This is a genomic window from Dyella sp. C11 (assembly GCF_003121485.1).
Classification (GTDB): domain Bacteria; phylum Pseudomonadota; class Gammaproteobacteria; order Xanthomonadales; family Rhodanobacteraceae; genus Dyella.
In genome coordinates this window covers 1-17,655 of the sequence record NZ_QAVX01000008.1, presented here as the reverse complement: position 1 = coordinate 17,655, position 17,655 = coordinate 1, and the positions used below count along the sequence as shown (strand labels likewise).

The following is a 17,655-nucleotide window of genomic DNA, read 5'->3' as shown; positions in this document are numbered from 1 at the left end:
CGCCAGGGCGGCTCTGAAACAGGCGTCAAAGCCATACGCAGTCCCAATACGGATAGTCGAGCACGTGGCTTACCAGTCGGGCCCGCAAGGGATTAGCCACGATATATCGCGCCACCGCTTTGACATCATCCTCGAGGCGGAGTGCGCGATCGTGGTAACCGCGACTCCATACGACACCTGATTGGCTGCACCTGAGTCGCCGGGCGACCTCAGCCTTGAAACGATTCATCACCACCGGCAAGGTGTCACGCACCCCAAGCTGCACCAGACCATGCCAGTGATCAGGCATCAACACCCAGCACAACAGCGTTGCATCGCCCCAGCTCTTCCGATCATGGATGCTTTGGCAGGCCAGGCGAGCCAGTCGCGCGTCCTTGAACAGCGGTCGGCGGTAAGCCGTCACCGCGGTAAGCAGATAACAGTGGCCCGGCAGGGAAACACGACCGGAACGCAGTGCGCGATGTCCGCATGAAGGGTTCATGCTGCGAACATCGCACCGCGTGGCATAGTCGAGACATCAGCCGCTGCCGAGGCTGTTTGTAGGAGCGCGCCGGGCTACGGATGCGGCGAGCGGTCGCGCACAAGTGCGCTCCTACAAGAGCGGGGTGCTCAGGGCTTCTGCAAACCCAATACATCCAACCCCTGTTCGAACGTAATGTCGACGGGGATCTTCGCCTGATCCAGTCGCTTGAGGTCGCCGGCCAGCGTGGCATCGACGTTGCCCATGCTGTCGGTGAGCTGCTTGGCGGCGGCGTAGTCGCCGTCGCCCTGGATGGTGAGCAGCTTGGCCGACAGTGCATTCATGGCGGCGGTCATCTTGTCGAAGTCCACGCGATAGCGACCCGAGCTGGCATCGCGCGTGAACGCTCCCTGCTGCTGGAAGAAGTTGAAGCGCACCATGTTGGCCTTGGCGTGCGCATCGCTGGCGCCAAAGCGCACCGAACGCAGGATGCCGGCCAGGAAGGTGACGTAGTTGTCCATCAGCTTGGCATGGTCCAGCTCGCCCTTTTCGGCAAGCTTGGTGACCATGTAGAGGCCGAGGATGTCAGCCTTGCCTTCCTCGAAACTCGATGCCTGGTCCTTCAGCGCCGTGCGCACCATGCCCTTGCCGTCGAGCGTGTTCTTGATGCCCAGGCCGTGCGCCACTTCGTGGAACATGGTGTTCTGGAAGAACGCATCGAAAGTGAGGTGCGGCTGCTGGTCGTCGACGATCAGCTCCCTGGCGATGGGCAGCATGATCTTGTCGAACTTCGCCTGCATCACGTTTTCCAGCTGCAGGCGGCGCGTGCCCTTCTTCAGCTGCACTTCCTCGTCGTTGGGAAGATTGATGGCAATGGTCTTGGCGCCCACGTTGGCGTCGCCCGCGTAGTACACGGCGAAGTAGGCGTTGAGATCGGCATCGGAGCCCGGCTTTTCCGCCTTGTATTTGTCGTCCACCGGCAGCTCGCGCTGCAACTCGGGAAGATACTTGGCGAAGCGTGCGAGCTTGGCGCTCCACACCTGGTCCTTCACCAGCACGTAGCTTTCGTAGCTGGCCTTGTAGCCGAACAGCTGGTCTTCGTACGTTTCGATGGGACCGATCACGATGTCGACGGGGTTGTTCTTCATCGACATCCAGGCGAAGTCGCTCGGCTGGTAGTCGTCACTGAGCAGCGCATCGGCGCGCTTCTTCAGGTAGCCGGCAAATTCCTTGTCGGCGGAGAGATCGGCCGCCTGGCGCAGCAGGTCGGCCGCGCGCGTGAGATCCGCCTTGTAGGCTTCGTGGTAGGGCACGACAACGAGTGCATTCTGCGCATTGCGACGAAGCAGCGTGTAGAGGCCGGCCTTGTCCTTGAGATCGGACTTGTCGAACTCGTCCTTCGTCATGTCCGCCGGATAGAACTGCGCGCCCAGCGGTCGCGGGCCGACGCCGGCGACGAACGGTTGGTCGTTGTCCAGGCGATCCCACGGGCCGTAATTGATCTCGGCGAAACGTCGGGTCACGTCGTCGGGAATGCGCGCCATCAGCGCCGCCTTGTCACCCCACGACTGCTGCCAGTAGATGTCGTTGGTGACATCCGCCGCTTCGATCAGCAGCGCAATCATGCGGCGCTGCTTGTCGTCGAAGGCAGAAAGGTCGGCCGTGAGCTTGACCGAGGCGTAGTTGGCCATGCGCTGGGCAGCGATGTCGGCGTCGGTAGAGGGCGGCGGCACGACTGCCGCCGTGCTCGCCGGAGCCGGTGCGGACGACGATGCGGCAGGCGCGCTGTCATTGTGCGAGCTGCAGCCGGCAAGGGCAGCGACGAGGCTCAGGGCAAGCAGTTGGCGGCGCATGGGCTTTCTCGAAACGGGAAAGCCCCATGGTACCGCCCGCCCGTCATTCCGGCGCAGGCCGGAAGTGTTCTTTGACAGCTGAAAGCTGGTCATCGCGTTGCGAGGCGATTGAGTGGCGCCAAAAGCAACGGCAAATGGCTTCGCGACAACCCATCTGTACGGTCACTGGATTCCGGCCTGCGCCGGAATGACGGTCTTTTCAAGCGTTTCACCGATCCCGGCGTCTCAGCCCGATATCGCCAGACGTTCCGACTGGTAAAGCCGCGCGGTTGCCAACACGCCGACCAGCGCGGCGGCGAGACTGCCTGCCAGGCAAAGACCTGCCTGTTGCAGGGTAACGCCGTCGCCGCGCAGCAACTGCATGATGCCCAGATGCTGGCCGAGCAACGGCACCGCATACATCCAGTCCTGCGACTTGATCGGCATGGTGGAGAGCAGGATGCTTGGCAGCGCAGGCACGAACAGCAGCAGTGACAGGTACGTCTGCGCTTCGCGGTAGCTCTTGGCAAACGCCGCCACCATGGATTGCAACGCCGCCAGCAAGGCGATCAGCGGCACCATCAACACCAGCACCTGACCGGCAAAGCGCGGGCCAAGGTCCAACTCCATGCCAAGCTTTTCGGTGGGAATGAATGGCCCCACCACCCCGAACGCCAGCAGGCTGATCAGCAAGCTGGCCGTCGCGAAGGTGCAAATGGCTGCGAGCTTGCCCGCCAGGATCTTCCAGCGCGGTACGGGATTGGAAAACAACGGCTCCAGCGATTGGCGCTCACGTTCGCCAGCGGTGAGATCAATGGCCAGATACATGCCGCCCATGAACACCGTGAGCACGAAGAAGTAAGGCAGGATGGAGAACATCAACGCCGCGCGCGCCTGTGCCGTGGCCTGGTCGCGCTTGGCGGCCACCACCGGCCATGCGGTACTCGGCGACAATCCGCGCGCCACCAGACGCATCGCGCCCTGTTCACGCGCGAAGGTCTCCACGATCTGCGACACGCGATCCACCGCGGCATCGGCGTCGCGCTGCGAGGAGTCGAAGATCATTTCCACCTGGACCGCCTCGCCCTTGCGCCAGGCGCTGGCGTAGTCGGGCGAAATGCGCAGCACCACGTCGGCATCCTGCTTGCGTACGGCGGCTTCCGGGTTGGCGATGGGCGGCTTCGGCACGATGCCTTCGGCCTTCAATGCACGCATGAGGTTGGGCGCCTGCTCGGCCCCGATCACCGGCACCGGCAACGGCTTCTCCGCCTTGTCGAACTGGCGGTTGAGCGTGATGTTGAGCAGCATCACCAGCATCAGCGGCCCCAACAAGGGGCCGGTAACGAATGCGCTGATGATGGTGCGGCGATCGCGCAGGTTTTCCTTCACCTCCTTGAGGAACACAGTGAGGAAAGCACGCGGGCGGCCGATGGGCTCCATGGTTTTCATGTTCATGCGGCGAGTCCCTCTTCGCTGCCGATGATCTTCACGAAGGCGTCTTCAAGGTTCGCCTCGCCCGTCTGGTCGCGCAGCGCCGCCGGCGATTCGTCGGCCACCACGCGTCCGTTGGCAATGACCACGATGCGATCGCACAACGCCGCCACCTCTTGCATGATGTGGCTGGAAAACAGCACGCAGCGGCCCTCCTGCTTGAGATGCTGCATGAACTGGCGCAGTGCACGCGTGGCCATCACATCCAGGCCGTTGGTGGGCTCGTCGAGAATGACATTGCGCGGGTCGTGGATGAGCGCGCGGGCAATCGCCGTCTTCACCCGCTGGCCCTGCGAGAAGCCTTCGGTACGACGTGCAGCGAAGTCTTCCATCTCCAACGCTTTCACGAGTGCCTCGCGACGGCTGGTGATCAGGTCTTCGGGCAACCCGTGCAATCGCGCGAAATAGTCGATGTTTTCACGCGCGGTGAGGCGCTTGTACAGGCCGCGCGCATCGGGCAGCACACCCAGCAGCCGACGGACGGCAAGGGCATCCTGTGCGGCATCGATGCCATCTACCAGCACCTGGCCACGATCGGGCTTCATCAGCGTGTAGAGCATGCGCAGCGTGGTGGTCTTGCCAGCGCCATTGGGGCCGAGCAAGCCGGTAATTTCGCCATCGCGTGCCTCGAAGCTGACGCCATCGACTGCCTTCACGGCGCCGAACGCCTTGTGCAGATCCTTCACTTCGATCATGGCGTGGCTCCGTTGAAATCGATGAAGGTCGGCGTGGGTTGCAGGCGCTGGAGGCACGTCACGTCCAGCGTCTTCAGGTCCAGGTCTTCGATGAAGTGCTTCACCACTTGCGGCGCGCAACCGGCGTTGATCACGTTGTGGCCCTGGCCGGTGAGCACGATGTGACGCGAATTGGGCAGGTTCCTGGCCACCTGCTCGCCGTAACGCGGTGGGGTGACGGGATCAAGCTGGCCCGACAGCAGCAGCACGGGCGTATTGGTTTTCAACGGCTGGTGGAAATCCGCCGGTCGCGTGCCCTTGGGCCACACGGAACAGGTGGTGCGCAGCGTGTCGACCATGCGCGTGCCAAGGATGGTGTGCGCGTCTTCATCGCGTGGGGTGAGCAGGTCGGCATCTTCGCTGCAGATCACCGCCATCTGCATGCCGCCGTTCATCGTGTCGGAAAGGTCACCCGACAACAGCTTCGCCTGTCCCAGCAATGGGCCGACATCGCCATGCGCCGCGGCGTCGATGGACAGCGGCAACAGCGCGGCCGTGAGCGGCGAATAGGCGAACATGCGCACGACACTGGCCAGCGAGTATTCGCTCAGCGTGCGCTGCACGGTCTGGTAGTTCTGAGGATCGCGGAAGCTCACCTTGTGGGGATTCGCTCGCAGGGCATCGCGCAGCTGGTAGAGCGTCTGGTACGGATCGTTGAAGCGCTTGCGGCACGCCTCGTCGGCCGTGCACTGCGCGAATTGCGCCTTCAGTGCGTCGTCCAGATTGCGGGCAAAGTCTTCGCCCAGCACAAGCTCGTTGGGCACCACGCCATCCAGCACCAGGCTGCGCACGGCGTTGGGGTAACGCATGGCGTATTGCTGCGCCATGCGCGTGCCGTAGGACACGCCGACCAGGTCGAACTCCGGCGAACCCAGCGCCTTGCGTACGTCTTCCAGATCCTGCGCGGCGATGGTGGTGGTGTAGTAGCGCGGATCGGCCTTGCTTTCGATCTGCTTGAGGCAGCGTTCGGTTTCCTGCTTCTGCCGCTCGGCGCTGGCGTCGATGTCTTCGGAGCCGCCTTCGGTGCCTTCGCCCTCGTCCTTGCAGGTGAGCGGATTGGAGCCGCCGGTGCCACGCTGGTCGAGCAGCACGACGTGACGATGCGCCGCCAGCGGCTGCAGTGCCGTGGCGACGCCTGGCCACGATTCGGTAGCCGCCTGACCCGGACCACCCGCCAGCATCACCAGCATGTCCTTGCTGGCCACTTGCGCACTACTGCGAATGATCGCCAGCTTCAGGTGGATCTTGCGGCTGTTGGGATCGTCGCGGTTTTCAGGCACCTCGAACGGTGCACACCACGCCGCCGTCGATAGTCCACTATTGGGCTGGCCCAACTCGCACGGCGTCAGCGTGAGCGAGCCAAGCTTCCACGCCTGTGGCTTGACGGGTGTCGACGGATGATCGACCGGCGCACTGGTGGCGCTGGAGTCGTCGGCGGCGACAGCAGCGGGCGGATGAAAATGCTTCCACCCCAGCACTGCCGCGACCACCACCAGTACACCTACCCGGAAGGCCGTTCGGCCCTTGATTGCCATGGGTGCTCTCCCTCACTCCATTGGATGTCGCGAACCCGCCGGCAATACGGCCGGGAGTTCCGGTTCGAAAATCGATTCGATAGACAGGTTGAACAATCGCGCGATCTTGAAGGCCAGCGGCAAGCTTGGATCGTACTTGCCCGTCTCGATGGCGTTCACCGTCTGGCGTGACACGTCCAGACGGTCAGCGAGGTCGGCCTGCGACCAGCCGTGATCACTGCGCAATTCACGAATGCGGTTATTCATTCCTGGCGGGCACGCCAGACCATGAAGCAGCGCGTCAGCCCGTAGGTCACACAGATGGCCGGGTACACCAGAAGCAACGCCGTGGCGCCATCCAGCACGACGACCCTGGCGGCACCCAGCAAGCCCAAACCCATGGCCACCACGCACACCAGCGATACCCCGATGGCCAGCGCTTCGAGATGCTGGCGTCGCTCCAGCTCATCGCTGGACAGCACGTGGCGGATGCTCGCCAGCATGGCCCAGATGATGGGCAGCATGGGCAGGAGCACGAGCGTCGTTTTCGGCCAGCCCGGCGACATGCCCTTCTGCAGCGGCCAGAGGTAAAGCATCACCACCATGTAGATGACCATGGCCGGCATGAATTCGCGGACGAAGCGCCTGTCCCCGCCGCGGCAGCGCTCCTGGGTGAAGGCGCGACCGGTGACGATCAGCAAGGGCAGCGCCACCACGAAACACGCCAGGCCCACGAGCCGGATCACCGGCCCCTGGATCATCAACCAGAAGCTGATCCCCAATAAGGCGTAAGCGAGACCCGCCGCACACCACCGGCCCCAGGCGGGCCATGTGTTCATGGTTGTTACACGATCTCCACCCAACCACCACGGCGCGCTCACGCCGCGTTTCCGATTGTCCGACCGCGCTCCATGGCGCCTCCCTCAACTCGCGTGTCAAGTTGCCTTGACAGAAGGCTGCGCTTCATCGGTTTTCTTGTCAAGGGTGCTTTACATATTCGTTCTGTATCGACCAACCTGAACGAAAACTTGAGCGCGCAGGCAATAGGACGATTCTGAAAATGTGACACACTTTGCACATTGAGCCTGCCCAGAACGTCCGATGTGACGCTCAGCGGCTTACCAAAATCGTCACTCCTGTTTAACAACCACCTCTCACTTTTGGCGGATACGGCCATTTTTACGGCTCCGTAAGGGTTGGCACGGCGGTTGCTACGGCAGGGGTAAGCGATCTGGACTCCGGCCCTTACGGGATCGGGCCGGGAGCCAAAGCAGCGCCAAGGGGGGGCAGACGCCACTGTCCGGAAGCGCAGAACAAACAGCTGTATCCACACAACGTTCAAAGGACATGGTTATGAAGAAGCTTCTCCTCTCCGCCGTGGTCGCCGCCTCCCTGGGCTTTGCCGGCCTGGCCGCTGCCGCCACCACCCAGAGCGTTGACGGCACCGTCAACTTCACGGGCGCCGTCACCGGCTCCACCTGCACCGTCAACATCAACAGCGCCGGCACCACCGCTTCGGTGGTCCTGCCGACCGTGCAGACCTCCGAGCTCGGCACCACCCTCGGCTCGACCGCGGGCTACACCCCGTTCACCATCGCGCTGAGCAACTGCACGGCCTCCGACGGCAAGACCAAGGTTGCCCCGTACTTCCTGCCCAGCACCAACATCCTGACCGACGGCAACCTGAAGAACACGTCCTCCACCGGCACCCCGGCCACCGGCGTTGAAATCGCGCTGTCGACCGACGCCGCTGGCGCCAGCCGCCTGAACCTGAACGCCGGTACGGTGGCGGGCCAGGGTTCGACCGCTGCCACCTTCACGACCGGCACCGCCTCGTTCACCTACTACGCCGCTTACTACGGCACCGGCACCGTGACCGCCGGTACGGTCGCCAGCACCGTGCAGTTCAACCTCGCTTACCAGTAAGCGATTGGACCCGTACCGCGGCCGTCATCGGCCGCGGTACCGCCTGGCGTGCGTCGCGCCCTCCTCTTCCAAGGTGCCCCCCATGCAGACCCCGTTTCGCGCCGCCCTGGCGGTGCTGATCTCCCTTTGCATCGCAACGCCGGCTCTTGCCAACGTCATCGTTGGCGGCACGCGCGTGGTTTATCAGGCCAAGGACGGGGAGGTCACGGTACGCCTGACCAATGACAACAACGCCCCTGCGCTGATTGAAGCGTGGGTGGATGCGGGCGATGAAAAGTCCACGCCCGACACGGCCAACACCCCGTTCGTGGTGACGCCGCCGCTGTTTCGCATGGAACCGCACAAAGAGCAGAGCCTGCGCATCCTCGCCACGGCGAATCAGCTGCCGCAGGACCGTGAGTCGGTGTTCTGGCTCAACGTGCTGGAAGTGCCGCCCAAGCCCAATTCTCCCGAACTGACCGGCAAGAACCTGGTGCAGTTCGCTTTCCGTTCGCGCCTGAAGCTGTTCTATCGCCCGGCAACCCTGCAGGGTGATGCGACCAAGGCGCCCGCGCAGCTGACCTGGAAAGTGGTGAAGGAAGGTGGTGATTACGCCCTGGTGGCGCACAACCCTTCGCCGTTCCATATCACCATCACCACGCTGACGGTCCAGGCCGGCGGCAAGTCGCTGACCACTGACAAAGTGGGCATGGTCGACCCGATGGGCGACCTGCATGTAAGCGTGCCCGGCATGACCGCCGCCCCGGCGTCGAACGCCGTGGTGAGCTTTGACACCATCAACGATTACGGCTCGACCGGCACCACCAAGAGCAGCGTGTCGCCGTGACGCAAGCGCTGCGCCATCGCAGCCGTGCCGACCGGGGGAGCGCCTTGCGCCCGCTGTTGCTGGCGGCCGGCATTGCCTCGGCACTGGCCGTTCCGCATGTGACACATGCAGCGGCGGCCAGCCCGGCCACGGCCGATGCCAGCGCGTCAGCCATCGATGCGAGCTTCGATCGCAACCTGCTGTCGGGCGCCGGCAACAACACCTCGGACCTGTCGCGCTTCGAGCGCGGCAACGTGGTGATGCCGGGCATGTACAACGTGGACGTCTACCTCAACCAGTCCTGGATCGGTCGTCGCGACATGCGCTTCGCCGCACCGAATCCGAATGCGAACGCCGTGCCGTGTCTGGACGCCGAGCTGTACGACAAGCTGGGACTGCACCTCAAGAAATCTTCCGAGGTGCAGTCCCAGCTTGCCGACGCGTCCGGCTGCACGGATATCGGCAGCGTCATCAAGGACGCCACCATGTCGGTCGACATGTCCCGCCTGCGCGTGGATGTGAGCGTGCCGCAGGCTTATATCGACCAGACGGCGCGCGGTTATGTGGACCCGGAGAGCTGGGATCCGGGTGTTGCCGCGGGCCTGCTCAACTACAACTTCACCGGCTACCGCTCCACCAGCGGCGGCAACAGCCTGACCCCCTCGTACCTTGGCCTGCACGCCGGTTTCAACGTGGGCCTGTGGCAGTTCCGCCAGGATTCCACGGTGACGTGGCAATCGGCTTCGGGCAGCTCGTCCTCGCATACGCACTGGGACAACATCCGCACGTACGTGCAGCGCGATCTGCCCGGCCTGCGCGCCGTGTTGACCGTGGGCGACAGCTTCACTGACGGCCAGGTGTTCGACACCTACGGCATCCGCGGTGTGCAGCTGGCTACTGACGACCGCATGCTGCCCGATTCGCTGCGCGGTTATGCGCCGGTGGTTCGTGGCATCGCCGAAACCAATGCACTCGTTACCGTGCGCCAGAACGGCGTGCAGATCTACCAGACCACGGTGGCACCGGGCCCGTTCTCCATTTCCGACCTCTATCCGACGGGTTACGGCGGCAATCTGGATGTGGTGGTGACGGAGGCCGATGGCCGCGTGCGCACATTCACCGTGCCGTATGCCTCCATTGCCCAGCTGCTGCGCCCGGGCGTAACGCGCTACAGCATCGTGGCGGGCCAGCTGCGCAATACCGGCCTTGAGCATCAGCCGGACGTCGTGCAGGGCACGTTGCAGCACGGCATCAACAATCTGCTCACCGGCTACGCTGGCGTGGTTGCTTCGCAGGGTTACGGCGCGGCGCTGGTGGGTGCGGCGTTCAACACGCGCTTTGGCGCCATCGGCTTGGACCTGACCGCGTCGCACGCGGAAATTCCCAACCAGTCCTCGCATTCGGGTGAAAGCCTGCGCGTGAGCTACAGCAAGATCGTCACCGACACGCGTACCTCGCTGTCCGTCGCTGCCTATCGCTACTCCACCAGCGGCTACCTGAGCCTTACGGACGCGGCCACCGCGCGCGACTACGCGATGCGCGGGCTCAACGCCTTCAACTACGTGGCACCCACGGCGCCCACCATCGACGGCGTGCCGGTCACTGCGCTGCTCACGCCGGCACAACAGGCGGCGTTGACGGGCACCACGCTCAACGACGGCCTCAGCGACAACACGCTGCAGCGCCAGCGCAACCGCTTCGACCTGACCTTGAGCCAGCCGCTGGGCAGCAATGGCGGCACGCTGTTCGTCAGCGGCTCGGCCAACGATTACTGGAACCGTTCGGGCACCGACACGCAATTCCAGGCGGGCTACAGCAACAGCTTCCACCACATCAGCTACGGCATCAACGCTACGCGTACGCGCGACGTGCTGGGCCGTTATTCGAACGGTTACTTCGTCAACGTCAATATTCCGCTCGGCACCAGCGCTCACGCACCGACGCTGATGTTGAACATGAATCACGACGCCATCAGCGGCTCGCAGGAACAGGCGCTGCTCAACGGTTCGCTGGGCGATGCCAACCAGTTCAGCTACGGCGTGTCTGCTTCGCATGGCGAAGACGCCGGCAGCTCCGGTTCGGCCAACGCTTCCTATCGCAGTCCGTTCGCTGTGTTCAATGCCAGCGTCGGCTCCGGCAACGGCTATTCGCAGGCCTCGGTTGGCGTGAACGGCTCGTTGGTGGTGCACAGCGGCGGCGTGGTGTTTGGCCAGCCGATGGGCGACACCGTGGCCATCGTGGAAGCGCCGAACGCCGCCGGTGCACGCCTGCTCAACGCCAACAACTCCAAGATCAACAGTGCCGGGTACGGGCTGGTGCCTTACCTCACGCCTTACTCGCTCAACACCATCCAGATCGACCCGAAGGGTCTGCCGCTGGACGTGCAGCTTGATGCCACCAGCGCGCAGGTGGCGCCCTACGCCGGTTCCGTCGTGCTGGTGAAGTTCAAGACGCAGAACGGCCGCACGGTGATCTTCCGCGTGCGCCAGTCGGGCGGCGCGTCGCTTCCGTTCGGTGCGGAAGTGGTGAATGAGGCCGGCGTGACCCTCGGCCTGGTCGGCCAGGGCGGCCAGATCCTCGCACGTGGCGTGAACACGGCCGGCATGCTCACCGCGCAGTGGCATGATGAGGATGGCAGCGAGCACGCCTGCTCGTTCTCGTACAACATTGGCCTCACCGCCAAGGACGCCAAGTCGTATCAGGAAATCCCGGCCACGTGCACGCCCCGCGGCGCGTCGCTCTCCGAAGCCACCAGGAACGCCCCATGACGTTGTCACGTTTTCGCTGCGCCACGTCCTGGCTTGCCTGCGCCGTCCTGGGCCTGGCTTCGCTCGCCGTTACGCCTGTCGCGCACAGCCAGGCGACGCGCACGCTGCCGGCCGCGACCTGCACATCGACCGGCGCAGCGGTGATCTCGCTGCCCAACGTGACGCTGCCCAGCACCATGAGCAAAGGCCAGCTGCTCGGCACGCCGGGCACGGCGAGCATCAACTTCACCTGCAGCAACCTGCCGGTGACATCCAACGGCAAGTCCAACGGCACGATCAGCACGGCCGACCGCACGGCGACGATCCAGGCTGGCCAGACACTGGCCACGCTTGATTCCACCAACGTTCCCGGCGGCCCTGGCATCACCTTCGCGCTTGCCGGCAATCCCGGCCTGGCTTTGCTGGTGACCGCCAGCCCGACCCAGGCCACGAGCTACAGCGATGCCACGCTGGGTGATCGCAGTCGTGAGGGCCCGAATGGCGTCGCCGGTTATGCGGTGACCAGCGTCACCAACTCCGGCTCCATATCGAGCAGTTGCAGCACGACAAACCCTGGCGCGTGCTTCACCGGTTCGGCCACGGCACAGACATACACGGCACAGCTGATTGTCACCGATCCGACCAAAGTCACCTCCGGCACGGTGAGCGGCATTACCTTGATGCCCTTCTGGTGGTACATCGCGGGCGGTGATCAGAATTCCAGCAGCACGCAGATCAGCGGTGCGACGCTTTCACTGGCTGGCGGCACCACGATCAGCGCGCCTTCGTGCACGGTCAATACCGACTCCACGAATCAAACCGTCACGCTGCCCACGGTGAGCACCAAGCAGCTGACCAGCGCTGGCACGACCGAGGGATTGACGCCGTTCTTCATCAACCTCACCTGCCAGAGCGGCGCGAAAGTGTCGATCACGCTCAACACGGCAACCCAGGGCACGACGACTGGCGTCATCACCAATACGACCGGCTCTGGTTACGCCACCAATATCGGCATCCAGGTGCTCTACAACGGCACGGCGCAGAGCAATGCGGTGACGTTCGGCGCAGTGCAGTCGCTGGGAACCGCCACCAGTGCGATGTCCATTCCGTACTACGCGCAGTACTACGTCATCACCACACCGGTCGCGGCCGGCCTGGTGAAGGGCACAGCCACCTTTACGCTGTCGTACCAGTGAACAGGATCACTCGTAGGTGCGGGTAAGCAGCTGCTGCCCGTTTTCGTGCGCGTAACCCGCGAAGTAATTGAGCAGGCGGTCATGCGTATTTAGCGCATTCTCAAGTGCAACGCTGTCCTGTCGATATAGTTGGGCATGGGACGATGCACTCGCAGAGGCACCGCACTCCCCACCGGTATTGACATCGCCCGTTCCGAAAGAACAGGTGGGCGTGACGACTGCGCCTGAAAACATGATCGTTCCGCCTTCGGCATGCGCCAACGGCACACCCAGCGCCAAGGCGACAACGCAACCCATCCAGGTCTTGCGATTCCAACCCTTCATAAACGCCCCTTCCCGCACCCTGCGGGAAGCAGGGGTGCCTAACGGGAGCTATCGGCGTGGGTCCCCGAGCCTTGATATCGGAATCCCGGGCAGGTGTCGGCAGCGTGAACTGCGTCACGTTTTTGGCGGGCGTCAGGAAAGCGTCCCGTAGAACTACGGATTGGGAAGTGGCGAAGGGCGTCGCCGGGCTGATCCCGTTAGCGGCCGGTCTCAGCGGAACTTGAGCGCTTTATCGAGCAACGGCTTAGAGGCCATTGCGAACGTCAGCGTGAGGAAATGTATTTCTCGCGACGGATATGCATCACCGGCAGGCCGAAGTCCTTGAGCGCGGCAAAGGCGGCGTCGACCATGTTGGGGTTGCCGCACAGGTACGCGATGTCGCGGTCGGCGCTGGGCGCCAGTTCCGCCAGCACGTTCTGCACGTGGCCCTGGCGGTCATTGGGGCGCGGCACGTCGCGCGGCTGGCGACTCAGGCAACCATGGAAGGTGAAGCCCGGGTTGGCCTGGGCGAACGCCTCGAATTCCTCGCCGTAGAGCAGCTCGGTCTCGTTGCGCGCGCCGTACAGCAGCACCACTTCGCGGCCGTTCTTCACCAGTTCGGCGATCTGCGGAAGCATGGCGCGATAGGGCGTGACGCCGGTGCCGGTGGCCAGCAGCAGGTAGCGCGCGTTGGTATCGCCCGGCTGCAGGCAGAAACGACCGTACGGGCCGCTGGCGTTGATTTCGCCGCCAACCGGCAGCTCGCCCAGCAACTTGGTGGCGGCACCGCCTTCCACGTAGCTCACCGCGATTTCGATGCGCTGCACGGGCGAGGAACCATCACCCACGGTGCCCACGGAATAGCTGCGCTTGGTGGCCGTGCCGTCGTCGTAGTGGAAGTGGATCTGCAGGAACTGCCCCGGCGTGAAGGCCAGCGGCTGGCCATCCGCGCGCTCGAACGCCATGTGTCGCACGGTGGGCGCCAGCATGGTGCTGTCGACGAGACGGAGCTGGAAATGGTCGGCCATGGGTCTTCCGGGGGAAACAGTGAGGTCGTGAGCCGGGGCGGGTCGGCCCGGGCAAGCCACGTATAATAGAAGGCTGGCCCCTTCGGTGCAGCCCATGTCCCCCAGTTCAACACCCGCGCTGGTCGTCGAAAACCTGCGCAAGACCTACAGCAACGGCGTCGAAGCCCTCAAAGGCATCAGTCTCACGGTCCAGCCCGGCGATTTCTTCGCCCTGCTCGGCCCCAACGGCGCCGGCAAATCCACCCTCATCGGCATCCTCTCCTCCCTCGTGAACGCCAGCGACGGCGACGCGAAGGTGTTTGGCGTGTCGGTGAACAAGCAGCGTGGCAAGGCCATGCAGCTGATCGGCCTGGTTCCCCAGGAGATCAACTTCAACCAGTTCGAGAAGCCCTTCGACATCTGCGTGAACGAAGCCGGCTTCTACGGCATCCCGCGCAAGATCGCGATGGAGCGCGCGGAGAAGTACCTCAAGGAACTTCGCCTGTGGGACAAGGCGCACCATCAGGCGCGCATGCTCTCCGGCGGCATGAAGCGTCGCCTGATGATCGCCCGCGCGATGATGAACGAGCCGAAGCTGCTGATCCTCGACGAGCCGACCGCGGGCGTGGACATCGAGATCCGCCGCTCCATGTGGCAGTTCGTCAGCGGCATCAACGCCGCCGGCACCACGGTGATCCTCACCACGCATTACCTGGAAGAAGCCGAAACGCTCTGCCGCAACATCGCCATCATCGACCACGGCACCATCGTGGAGAACACCTCGATGAAGCGCCTGCTGGCCTCGCTGGACGTGGAAACCTTCGTGCTCGACGTGAACAACGCACCGGGCGACCTGCCCGCCATTGCCGGCATCACGCTGCGTCGCGTTGACGATCACACCCTGGAAGCGGAGATGTCCCGCTCGCACGATCTCAACTCGCTGTTCGCGGGCTTGAGCGAGCGCGGCATTACGGTGACGTCCATGCGCAACAAGACCAACCGACTGGAAGAACTGTTCGTGCGCCTCGTCGAGAACGGCCGCAAGGAAAACACGGAGAAGGCCGCATGAACGCCGCAGGCAACCTCGTTGCACTGAACACCATCGTCCGTCGCGAAATCGTGCGCATCATGCGCATCTGGACGCAGACGCTGATTCCGCCCGCCATCACGATGACGCTGTACTTCGTCATCTTCGGCAAGCTCATCGGCAGTCGCATCGGCGTGATGCATGGCTTCACGTACATGCAGTACATCGTGCCCGGCCTGGTGATGATGAGCATCATCACCAACAGCTACGGCAACATTTCCAGCTCGTTCTTCGGCGCCAAGTTCAGCCGTGCCGTGGAAGAAATGCTGGTGTCGCCGATGCCCAACTGGGTGATGCTGCTGGGGTACGTTACCGGCGCGGTGACGCGCGGCATCGTGGTGGGCGCGCTGGTGTTGCTCATCGCGCTGTTCTTCACCGACCTGCACGTGGCACACCCCATCATCACCTTCCTCTCGGTGTTGCTGGGCGCGACGATCTTCTCGCTGGCCGGCTTCGTCAACGCGGTGTTCGCCAAGAAGTTCGACGACATCGCGCTGGTGCCCACCTTCGTGCTCACCCCGCTCACCTACCTCGGCGGCGTGTTCTATTCGGTGGACCTGCTGAGCGAACCGTGGCGCAGCATTTCGCTGGTCAACCCCATCCTGTACATGGTGAACGCGTTCCGCTTCGGCGTGCTCGGCGTGAGCGACGTGCAGATTGGCGTGGCCTTTGCGGTGATGCTGGTGTTCGTCGTCGGCCTGACGGTCGTGGCGCTGCACCTGCTCAAGCGCGGCGTGGGCATGCGCTCTTGATTGAATGATGTAGGAGCGCACTTGTGCGCGACCGAAGCACATCGCACCACCCCGGTCGCGCACAAGTGCGCTCCTGCAGGAAAAGCATCGAACCATGCGCGTCAACAAATACATCAGCGAAGCCGGCATCTGCTCCCGTCGCGAGGCGGACGACATGCTTTTGGCCGGCCGCGTCACCATCAACGGTGAAGTCGTCACCACCGGCGCCAAGGCGCTGGAGGGCGACGAAGTGCGCGTGGATGGCGAGATCGTCAAGGCACGCATCCTGGCCGCCACGCCGTCCGCCAAGCGCGCCGTCTATATCGCACTGAACAAGCCCGTGGGCATCACCTGCACCACGGACAGCACCGTCAAGGACAACATCGTCGACTTCGTCGACCACCAGGAACGCATTTTCCCCATCGGTCGCCTGGACAAGGATTCCGAAGGCCTGATCCTGCTCACCAGCAACGGTGACATCGTCAACGAAATCCTGCGCACGGAAAACAACCACGAGAAGGAATATCTGGTGGCCGTGAACAAGGCCGTGACGGAAGAATTCCTTCGCGGCATGGCGCGTGGCGTGCGCATCCACGGCCAAATGACCAAGCCGTGCAAGGTGCGCAAGATCGCCAAGTTCGGCTTCGCCATCATTCTTACGCAGGGCCTGAATCGTCAGATTCGTTTGATGGCGGCGGAGTTTGGCTATCGCGTGACGCAGTTGCGGCGCGTGCGTGTGGTGAACGTCAAGCTGGGGCATTTGAAGCCGGGGCAGTGGCGGAATTTGACGGATGCAGAGTTGAAGGGGTTGTTGCCGCAGCGCACGCAGTGGTGATGTTTTAGCTCTGTGCTTGCCACTCTTCCGCGCGGGGAAGAAGTTTTTGGCCGTTGCGAGTTTTGCGGTCGCGAGGGGGCAATCTGGCCTCGCCGTTTCCAGTCGTTGTTGGCTTTGGTTGCATCGAATCCGCGACCTGGTCGCTCACGTCGTATAGGCGATGGTGATCGCCCGCAGCCAGCCCCTTCGCTCTCGCGATCCCTCTGTAGGAGCGCACTTGTGCGCGACCGGCGCCTGGATGTGACCATGTCGCGGGTTGTCGCGCACAAGTGCGCTCCTACAAAAGATCGAAAGCACGCGTGGCTGATCCACTCACGTCGTACAGGCGCCGGTGATCGCCCGCCGCCAACCCCTTCGCGCTCGCGCCCCCTCTGTAGGAGCGCATCTTGTGCGCGACCGGCGCTTGGATGTGACCGTGTCGCGGGTTGTCGCGCACAAGTGCGCTCCTACAAAAGATCGAAAGCACGCGTGGCTGATCCACTCACGTCGTACAGGCGCCGGTGATCGCCCGCCGCCAACCCCTTCGCTCTCGCGATCCCTCTGTAGGAGCGCACCCTGTGCGCGACCGGCGCTGGAATGTGACCGTGTCGCCAGGTTGTCGCGCACAGGGTGCGCTCCCACAAAGGTCAAAAGCGGGCGTGGCCAACCTGAGAAGAAGGCCGACGCGTCCAACGCTCCGCAATGCGATGTGCAGCGCAGCTGCACGAGCCGTCTGCTCCGCTCTTGATCTTGGGCCCCCTGTGCGGCGGTGAGGGGTGGACGATCAGGCCCCGCAGGGGTGCCTGACATGGATGTCAGGCACTTTTCGTCCGGGCAGGAGCCCGGTCGAAAAGCCCGGCCGCCCCTCACGGACTGGCTGGGCGTAGCCCAGGCAGCGCCAAGTGGGGGTGCCCTTCTCTTTGGTTACTTTCTCTTGGGCAAGCAAGAGAAAGTGACCCGGCCTCCGGCAGGAGGGCGGAAGCCCGCGGCAGGCGAGCCAGGTTGCGG

The 17,655-nt window shown here is 63.7% G+C and carries 16 protein-coding genes; 7 read left to right on the top strand and 9 right to left on the bottom strand.

Annotation, left to right across the window (positions count from 1 at the left end):
- Positions 1-25 precede the first annotated feature (25 nt).
- The 7 genes from DK366_RS09460 to DK366_RS09430 all read right to left on the bottom strand — a co-directional run bounded on the left by DK366_RS09460 (position 26) and on the right by DK366_RS09430 (position 6,870).
- Positions 26-481 carry a transposase gene (locus DK366_RS09460; protein WP_232820991.1) on the bottom strand — a complete coding sequence of 152 codons (456 nt, stop codon included), beginning with the start codon at positions 479-481 and terminating at the stop codon, positions 26-28.
- A gap of 128 nt (positions 482-609) precedes the next feature.
- Positions 610-2,313, bottom strand: coding sequence for a Zn-dependent hydrolase (locus DK366_RS09455; RefSeq protein ID WP_109125306.1), 1,704 nt, complete (start codon positions 2,311-2,313; stop codon positions 610-612).
- Between the two features lie 225 nt (positions 2,314-2,538).
- A complete protein-coding gene (locus DK366_RS09450) occupies positions 2,539-3,741 on the bottom strand; it encodes an ABC transporter permease (protein WP_232821000.1) in 1,203 nt (400 codons plus the stop codon).
- A 2-nt stretch (positions 3,742-3,743) separates the two neighbouring features.
- Positions 3,744-4,478 carry an ATP-binding cassette domain-containing protein gene (locus DK366_RS09445; RefSeq protein WP_109125305.1) on the bottom strand — a complete coding sequence of 245 codons (735 nt, stop codon included), beginning with the start codon at positions 4,476-4,478 and terminating at the stop codon, positions 3,744-3,746.
- Complete coding sequence (locus DK366_RS09440) at positions 4,475-6,052, bottom strand: alpha/beta hydrolase (RefSeq protein ID WP_109125304.1); 1,578 nt, start codon at positions 6,050-6,052, stop codon at positions 4,475-4,477. The genes DK366_RS09445 and DK366_RS09440 overlap by 4 nt, the downstream gene beginning before the upstream one ends.
- A gap of 12 nt (positions 6,053-6,064) precedes the next feature.
- Positions 6,065-6,298: a helix-turn-helix transcriptional regulator gene (locus tag DK366_RS09435; protein WP_109125303.1), complete on the bottom strand. Its 234-nt coding sequence runs from the start codon at positions 6,296-6,298 to the stop codon at positions 6,065-6,067.
- Complete coding sequence (locus DK366_RS09430; RefSeq protein WP_157956489.1) at positions 6,295-6,870, bottom strand: hypothetical protein; 576 nt, start codon at positions 6,868-6,870, stop codon at positions 6,295-6,297. Before DK366_RS09430 ends, DK366_RS09435 begins: the two co-directional genes overlap by 4 nt.
- A gap of 514 nt (positions 6,871-7,384) precedes the next feature.
- On the opposite strand from DK366_RS09430, the gene DK366_RS09425 reads away from it, so the two are divergent.
- The 4 genes from DK366_RS09425 to DK366_RS09410 all read left to right on the top strand — a co-directional run bounded on the left by DK366_RS09425 (position 7,385) and on the right by DK366_RS09410 (position 12,705).
- Positions 7,385-7,957 (top strand): fimbrial protein, encoded by a 573-nt coding sequence (locus tag DK366_RS09425; RefSeq protein WP_157956488.1) that lies wholly within the window; start codon positions 7,385-7,387, stop codon positions 7,955-7,957.
- Between the two features lie 82 nt (positions 7,958-8,039).
- Positions 8,040-8,783 carry a fimbria/pilus periplasmic chaperone gene (locus DK366_RS09420; RefSeq protein ID WP_109125300.1) on the top strand — a complete coding sequence of 248 codons (744 nt, stop codon included), beginning with the start codon at positions 8,040-8,042 and terminating at the stop codon, positions 8,781-8,783.
- Complete coding sequence (locus DK366_RS09415; RefSeq protein ID WP_109125299.1) at positions 8,780-11,530, top strand: fimbria/pilus outer membrane usher protein; 2,751 nt, start codon at positions 8,780-8,782, stop codon at positions 11,528-11,530. The genes DK366_RS09420 and DK366_RS09415 overlap by 4 nt, the downstream gene beginning before the upstream one ends.
- Positions 11,527-12,705 carry a fimbrial protein gene (locus tag DK366_RS09410; RefSeq protein ID WP_109125298.1) on the top strand — a complete coding sequence of 393 codons (1,179 nt, stop codon included), beginning with the start codon at positions 11,527-11,529 and terminating at the stop codon, positions 12,703-12,705. Before DK366_RS09415 ends, DK366_RS09410 begins: the two co-directional genes overlap by 4 nt.
- A gap of 6 nt (positions 12,706-12,711) precedes the next feature.
- Here DK366_RS09410 and DK366_RS09405 read toward each other — a convergent pair whose 3' ends face one another.
- Both DK366_RS09405 and DK366_RS09400 read right to left on the bottom strand, forming a co-directional pair.
- Complete coding sequence (locus DK366_RS09405) at positions 12,712-13,029, bottom strand: type 1 fimbrial protein (RefSeq protein ID WP_109125297.1); 318 nt, start codon at positions 13,027-13,029, stop codon at positions 12,712-12,714.
- Positions 13,030-13,292: 263 nt separating this feature from the next.
- Positions 13,293-14,036, bottom strand: a complete 744-nt coding sequence (locus DK366_RS09400; protein ID WP_109125296.1) for an FAD-binding oxidoreductase — start codon at positions 14,034-14,036, stop codon at positions 13,293-13,295.
- Between the two features lie 94 nt (positions 14,037-14,130).
- Here DK366_RS09400 and DK366_RS09395 point away from each other — a divergent pair, with 94 nt between their 5' ends.
- The 3 genes from DK366_RS09395 (at position 14,131) to rluF (ending at position 16,668) form a co-directional block, all read left to right on the top strand.
- Positions 14,131-15,084: an ABC transporter ATP-binding protein gene (locus DK366_RS09395; protein WP_109125295.1), complete on the top strand. Its 954-nt coding sequence runs from the start codon at positions 14,131-14,133 to the stop codon at positions 15,082-15,084.
- Positions 15,081-15,854: an ABC transporter permease gene (locus DK366_RS09390; RefSeq protein ID WP_109125294.1), complete on the top strand. Its 774-nt coding sequence runs from the start codon at positions 15,081-15,083 to the stop codon at positions 15,852-15,854. Before DK366_RS09395 ends, DK366_RS09390 begins: the two co-directional genes overlap by 4 nt.
- Before the next feature lie 94 nt (positions 15,855-15,948).
- Complete coding sequence (rluF, locus tag DK366_RS09385; RefSeq protein ID WP_109125293.1) at positions 15,949-16,668, top strand: 23S rRNA pseudouridine(2604) synthase RluF; 720 nt, start codon at positions 15,949-15,951, stop codon at positions 16,666-16,668.
- The last annotated feature ends 987 nt before the right edge of the window (positions 16,669-17,655 follow it).

Bases quoted from the DNA above. Each gene is read 5' to 3' on its own strand.
- DK366_RS09460 (WP_232820991.1), bottom strand. From the start codon at position 481: ATGAACCCTTCATGCGGACATCGCGCACTGCGTTCCGGTCGTGTTTCC.
- DK366_RS09455 (WP_109125306.1), bottom strand. From the start codon at position 2,313: ATGCGCCGCCAACTGCTTGCCCTGAGCCTCGTCGCTGCCCTTGCCGGC.
- DK366_RS09450 (WP_232821000.1), bottom strand. From the start codon at position 3,741: ATGAAAACCATGGAGCCCATCGGCCGCCCGCGTGCTTTCCTCACTGTG.
- DK366_RS09445 (WP_109125305.1), bottom strand. From the start codon at position 4,478: ATGATCGAAGTGAAGGATCTGCACAAGGCGTTCGGCGCCGTGAAGGCA.
- DK366_RS09440 (WP_109125304.1), bottom strand. From the start codon at position 6,052: ATGGCAATCAAGGGCCGAACGGCCTTCCGGGTAGGTGTACTGGTGGTG.
- DK366_RS09435 (WP_109125303.1), bottom strand. From the start codon at position 6,298: ATGAATAACCGCATTCGTGAATTGCGCAGTGATCACGGCTGGTCGCAG.
- DK366_RS09430 (WP_157956489.1), bottom strand. From the start codon at position 6,870: ATGAACACATGGCCCGCCTGGGGCCGGTGGTGTGCGGCGGGTCTCGCT.
- DK366_RS09425 (WP_157956488.1), top strand. From the start codon at position 7,385: ATGAAGAAGCTTCTCCTCTCCGCCGTGGTCGCCGCCTCCCTGGGCTTT.
- DK366_RS09420 (WP_109125300.1), top strand. From the start codon at position 8,040: ATGCAGACCCCGTTTCGCGCCGCCCTGGCGGTGCTGATCTCCCTTTGC.
- DK366_RS09410 (WP_109125298.1), top strand. From the start codon at position 11,527: ATGACGTTGTCACGTTTTCGCTGCGCCACGTCCTGGCTTGCCTGCGCC.
- DK366_RS09405 (WP_109125297.1), bottom strand. From the start codon at position 13,029: ATGAAGGGTTGGAATCGCAAGACCTGGATGGGTTGCGTTGTCGCCTTG.
- DK366_RS09400 (WP_109125296.1), bottom strand. From the start codon at position 14,036: ATGGCCGACCATTTCCAGCTCCGTCTCGTCGACAGCACCATGCTGGCG.
- DK366_RS09395 (WP_109125295.1), top strand. From the start codon at position 14,131: ATGTCCCCCAGTTCAACACCCGCGCTGGTCGTCGAAAACCTGCGCAAG.
- DK366_RS09390 (WP_109125294.1), top strand. From the start codon at position 15,081: ATGAACGCCGCAGGCAACCTCGTTGCACTGAACACCATCGTCCGTCGC.
- rluF (WP_109125293.1), top strand. From the start codon at position 15,949: ATGCGCGTCAACAAATACATCAGCGAAGCCGGCATCTGCTCCCGTCGC.